Source organism: Brevundimonas sp. UBA7664, assembly GCF_002483305.1.
GTDB lineage: Bacteria > Pseudomonadota > Alphaproteobacteria > Caulobacterales > Caulobacteraceae > Brevundimonas.
In genome coordinates, this window is the sequence record NZ_DLHQ01000037.1 from 157 (window position 1) to 4,559 (window position 4,403).

The window sequence follows — 4,403 nt, forward strand, 5'->3', positions numbered from 1 at the left end:
GTCTGCGGCATCGGGCCGTCAGCGGCCGACACCACCAGGATGGCGCCGTCCATCTGCGCGGCGCCCGTGATCATGTTCTTCACATAGTCGGCGTGGCCGGGGCAGTCGACGTGGGCGTAGTGACGGGCGGCCGTCTCATATTCGACGTGCGCCGTGTTGATCGTGATGCCGCGCGCCTTTTCTTCCGGGGCCGCGTCGATGTCGGCGTAGTTCATCGCCTTGCCGCCGCTGGCCTTGGCCAGAACCATCGTGATCGCCGCCGTCAGCGTCGTCTTGCCGTGGTCAACGTGACCAATCGTGCCGATGTTGCAGTGCGGCTTGTTACGTTCGAACTTTTCCTTGGCCATTCTCTTCTCTCCGTCCCCTGAACAGGGGGCTTGTCCAAAATTTCAGGGTGTTGGGTTTAGGCGGAATACTTCTTGATCACTTCGTCGGCGACGTGTTGCGGCACCGGCTCATAGTGGTCGTACTGCATGGTGAAGGCGGCGCGGCCCTGCGACATGCCGCGCAGCGTGTTCACATAGCCGAACATGTTGGCCAGCGGCACGAAGGCGTTCACGACGGTGGCGTTGCCGCGCATGTCCTGACCCTGGATCATCCCGCGACGGCCGTTCAGGTCGCCGATGACCGAACCGAGGTAGTCCTCGGGGGTCACGACCTCGACCGCCATGATCGGCTCGAGCAGCTTCGGCGCGCCCTTGTCCTTCAGTTCGCGGAAGGCGGCGCGGGCCGCGATTTCGAACGCCAGCACGCTGGAGTCGACGTCGTGGAACTTGCCGTCCGTCAGCGTCGCCTTGAAGTCGATCAGCGGGAAGCCGGCCAGCAGGCCGCCGTCCTTGATGGACTCGAGGCCCTTCTGGACGCCCGGGATGTATTCCTTGGGCACGGCGCCGCCGACGATCGAGTTCTCGAACACGAAGCCCGAACCCGGCTCGCCCGGCTCGAAGGTGATCATGACGCGGGCGAACTGGCCCGTACCGCCGGTCTGCTTCTTGTGCGTGTAGTCGATGTCGACCTTGCGGCCGAGCGATTCACGGTAGGCCACCTGCGGCTGGCCGATCGTGGCGTCGACCTTGTAGGTGCGGCGCAGGATGTCGATCTTGATGTCGAGGTGCAGCTCGCCCATCCCCTTGAGGATGGTCTGGCCCGACTCGTGGTCGGTCGAGACGGTGAACGAGGGATCCTCCGAGGCCAGCTTGGCCAGGGCGACGCCCAGCTTCTCCTGGTCGGCCTTGGTCTTGGGCTCGACCGAAATCTCGATCACCGGCGCCGGGAATTCCATCTTCTCGAGGATGACGGGCGACTTCAGGGGATCGCACAGGGTGTCGCCGGTGCGGGTGTCCTTCAGCCCGGCCAGGGCGACGATGTCGCCGGCGTAGGCTTCCTTGATGTCCTGACGGTCGTTGGAGTGCATCAGCAGCATGCGGCCGACGCGCTCTTTACGATCGCGGCTCGAGTTCAGCAGGCCCATGCCGGTTTCCATCTTGCCGGAATAGATGCGGCAGAAGGTCAGCGAGCCGACGAAGGGGTCGTCCATGATCTTGAACGCCAGAACCGACAGGGGCTCGTCGTCCGAGGCGCGGCGCACGATCGGCTCTTCGGTCTTGAAGTCGATGCCCGGGGTCGGCGGGATGTCGACCGGCGACGGCAGATAGTCGACGACGGCGTCCAGCAGCGTCTGCACGCCCTTGTTCTTGAAGGCCGAGCCGCACAGGATCGGATAGAAGGCGCCGGTCAGCACGGCCTTGCGGATGCATTTCTTCAGCACTTCCAGCGAGGGCTCGGTGCCGTCGAGGTAGGCTTCCATCGCCTCGTCGTCGAGTTCGACGGCGTTGTCGATCAGGTACTGGCGGGCTTCATTGGCCTTGTCGACCAGGTCGGCCGGGATCGGGCCGACGGTGAAGTTGGCGCCCAGGGCGTCGTTGTCCCAGATCACCGAATTCATGGCGACGATGTCGACCAGGCCGGTCAGCGAGGATTCCGAACCGATCGGGAACTGGATCGGCACGGCCTTGGCGCCCAGACGGTCGCGGATCGACTGCACCGAGGCGTCGAAGTCAGCGCCGATCTTGTCCATCTTGTTGACGAACACGATCCGCGGCACGCGGTATTTGTCGGCCTGGCGCCAGACGGTTTCGGTCTGCGGCTCGACGCCGGCGTTGCCGTCCAGCACCGTCACGGCGCCGTCGAGCACGCGCAGCGAACGCTCGACTTCAATGGTGAAGTCCACGTGGCCGGGGGTGTCGATGATGTTGAGGCGCTTCTCTTTCCAGAAGGCGGTCGTCGCGGCGGACGTGATGGTGATGCCGCGTTCCTGCTCCTGGTCCATCCAGTCCATGGTCGCGGCGCCGTCGTGGACTTCGCCGATCTTATGGTTCTTGCCGGTGTAGTAGAGAATCCGCTCGGTCGTCGTCGTCTTGCCCGCATCGATGTGGGCCATGATGCCGAAGTTGCGGTAGTCCTCGATCTTGTTGAGACGGGCCATGAAAACGTGCCTTGAAGTGAGTTCAGGACGCGTTTGGCGCCCTCGGGGAGATGTCGATCTGTGCGGATAAGCGGGCGCGGGCGATTTAGCTCAAACCGCCCGCGCCGGATAGTCTCAAGATAGGCGCCGAACAGGGCGCCTTGAAGGCGTTACCAGCGGTAGTGGCTGAAGGCCCGGTTGGCTTCGGCCATCTTGTGGGTGTCTTCGCGCTTCTTGACCGCGGTGCCGCGGTTGTTCGAGGCGTCCAGCAGCTCGGCGGCCAGCTTTTCGGTCATGGTGTTCTCACCACGCTTGCGCGCGGCGTTGACCAGCCAGCGGATGGCCAGGGCGCGGCGGCGATCGGGGCGAACCTCAACCGGCACCTGATAGGTGGCGCCGCCGACGCGACGCGACCGGACTTCCACGGCCGGAGCCACATTGTCCAGGGCGGCGTGGAACGTAGCGACGGGCTCCTGTTCCTTCTTCTTGTCGGCCAGGATCTCGAACGCGCCGTAGACGATGTTCTCGGCGACGGCCTTTTTGCCCTCGTACATGACGTAGTTCATGAACTTGGTGACGATCAGATCCTTGTATTTGGGATCCGGCAGAACTTCGCGCTTCTGTGCGCGGTGACGACGGGACATGGGCTTGGCCTTCTAAAGCGGTGTCGGACGGCTGGTGTGAACCAGCGAATGGAATGGGCGGGTCGCTTACTTCGGACGCTTGGCGCCGTAGTGCGAACGGCGCTGCTTGCGGTCCTTGACGCCTTGCGTGTCGAGCACGCCGCGCAGGATGTGGTAGCGCACGCCGGGAAGGTCTTTCACGCGGCCGCCGCGGATCAGGACCACCGAGTGCTCCTGCAGATTGTGGCCCTCGCCGGGAATGTAGCACACGGCTTCGATGCCGGTGGTCAGACGCACCTTGGCGACCTTACGCAGCGCCGAGTTCGGCTTCTTCGGGGTCGTCGTATAGACGCGGGTGCAGACGCCGCGGCGCTGCGGGCAGCCCTTCAGGGCCGGGACCTTGTTGCGGACCGGCTTGGGTTGGCGCGGCTTGCGGATCAGCTGGTTGATAGTCGGCATGGAGTCTCGGTTCTCTTCAATCGATGGAGGCGTGTGCCTTTCGGCCGGAGCGCCTCGGTGAGCCTTCTTTTCGGACGACGCTGACGCGCCGCCCCGGGTTTGATCTCGAGCCGGAGACACGACCGCCAAACGAAAAAACCGGAACGCGCGCTTCGGGCGTTCCGGCGGGCACAGCCCGTCCGCTCAATTGTCACGATCCCGGAACCCGGCGGACCGGGAACCTCGAAAGTGGGCGGCTTCTACGCGCGGGGGGGGCGAAGGTCAAGGGCGGGGCGGTCCTGCCCTCCCGGCTAGCGCCCCTTCGCCGCCTCAGGCCCCAATACCGCCACGCTCGCCCCATCCTGTACGCGCATGGCGGGTGGATGGCGATTTCGGGGGCCGGCGTGGGTATGGCCCGCCCGCGCGGAGCGGTGGCGTAAGCCGGCGATCGTGGCGGTCTCCGTCCTCGGCCACGTCGCCCTGTTCTCATACCTCGGCCTGCGTTCGATGGGCCTGACCCTGTCCGGCCTGATCGAGGACCCCGGGCCGGTCATCTATATGCAGATCGAGCCGCGCCCGCTGCTGCCCGGCGAGGTCGCGCGGGTCCGTCCGGTCCCCGCCCCGCCGCAGGCGGTCGACGCCCCCGCCCTGCCCGGCTCGCCCACGGCCGACCGCGACCGGCCGTTCCGCGACCCGACCGAGGACGAGGACAATCCCGCCCCGCCGGTCCCCCGCGTCGGCGTTCCCGCACCCGGCGCACCGGCCCTGCCGCCCGGCGTCGAGGGCTGGAACGTCCGTCCCGAGACGATGGGCGACCGCGTCGGCCGCGGCCTGCGCACGCGCGGCCCCGGCTGCGCCTCCCCGGCCCTGCTGAGCGC

Annotated in this window: 5 protein-coding genes (1 of these 5 running past the window's edge); 1 reads left to right on the forward strand and 4 read right to left on the reverse strand. The window is 66.1% G+C overall.

What is annotated here, in order from left to right:
- The 4 genes from B2742_RS08790 to rpsL form a co-directional block, all read right to left on the reverse strand.
- The coding region annotated (locus B2742_RS08790; RefSeq protein ID WP_292065204.1) for a GTP-binding protein crosses the window boundary (this coding region is incomplete at its 3' end): on the reverse strand, positions 1-347 show 347 of its 503 nt. The annotated region extends 156 nt beyond the left edge of the window.
- 56 nt (positions 348-403) lie between these two features.
- On the reverse strand, positions 404-2,485 hold the full coding sequence (fusA, locus tag B2742_RS08795) for an elongation factor G (protein WP_292065207.1): 2,082 nt from the start codon (positions 2,483-2,485) through the stop codon (positions 404-406).
- Positions 2,486-2,634: 149 nt separating this feature from the next.
- Entirely contained in the window at positions 2,635-3,108 is a 474-nt protein-coding gene (gene rpsG, locus B2742_RS08800; protein WP_055832312.1) for a 30S ribosomal protein S7, read from the reverse strand.
- Between the two features lie 66 nt (positions 3,109-3,174).
- Complete coding sequence (gene rpsL / locus B2742_RS08805) at positions 3,175-3,546, reverse strand: 30S ribosomal protein S12 (protein ID WP_055832311.1); 372 nt, start codon at positions 3,544-3,546, stop codon at positions 3,175-3,177.
- 429 nt (positions 3,547-3,975) lie between these two features.
- On the opposite strand from rpsL, the gene B2742_RS08810 reads away from it, so the two are divergent.
- The coding region (locus B2742_RS08810) for a hypothetical protein (RefSeq protein ID WP_292065214.1) at positions 3,976-4,403 on the forward strand (428 nt) is incomplete at its 3' end.

What these genes read in the sequence shown, in the direction of transcription:
- rpsL (WP_055832311.1), bottom strand. Translation starts at nt 3,546, where the DNA reads ATGCCGACTATCAACCAGCTGATCCGCAAGCCGCGCCAACCCAAGCCG.
- fusA (WP_292065207.1), bottom strand. Translation starts at nt 2,485, where the DNA reads ATGGCCCGTCTCAACAAGATCGAGGACTACCGCAACTTCGGCATCATG.
- rpsG (WP_055832312.1), bottom strand. Translation starts at nt 3,108, where the DNA reads ATGTCCCGTCGTCACCGCGCACAGAAGCGCGAAGTTCTGCCGGATCCC.